Source organism: Arthrobacter sp. Y3223164, from assembly GCF_059091005.1.
Genome location: NZ_JBNHGF010000969.1, coordinates 1 through 301, shown reverse-complemented (window position 1 = coordinate 301; position 301 = coordinate 1). Strand labels below are relative to the sequence as shown.

The window sequence follows — 301 nt, the reverse complement described above, 5'->3', positions numbered from 1 at the left end:
GACCGCGGCACGGCGCACAGCTGGCATCGCCCCCGCCACGTCCGCCAAGGCGAGGGATTCCGTCCAGGCAGCACCGGTCTCCGCACCCCCAGAGGCAGCTGCCGACATTGACGCCGGCTCAAGCCCGGCTGCATCGGCGCCCGCGCCGCCCCCCGACCAGGCCAGAAGTTCCGCGTCGGCTTCCCCATCTATCTGCCCGTCTGCCGCGGCCCGTTCCGCGAGCCCGGCATCCAGCAGGAAGTAGGCCACGCCGTCGTCCGCGAAGCGCAGGGTAGAGCCGGCCAGCGCCGCCGCGGGCGAG

1 protein-coding gene is annotated in these 301 nt (G+C 74.4%); it reads right to left on the bottom strand.

Translation table 11 applies throughout. The features are described 5' to 3' along the window. A partial coding sequence (locus AC5RUJ_RS18960; RefSeq protein ID WP_494156601.1) for a hypothetical protein occupies positions 1-301 on the bottom strand: 301 nt, incomplete at both ends.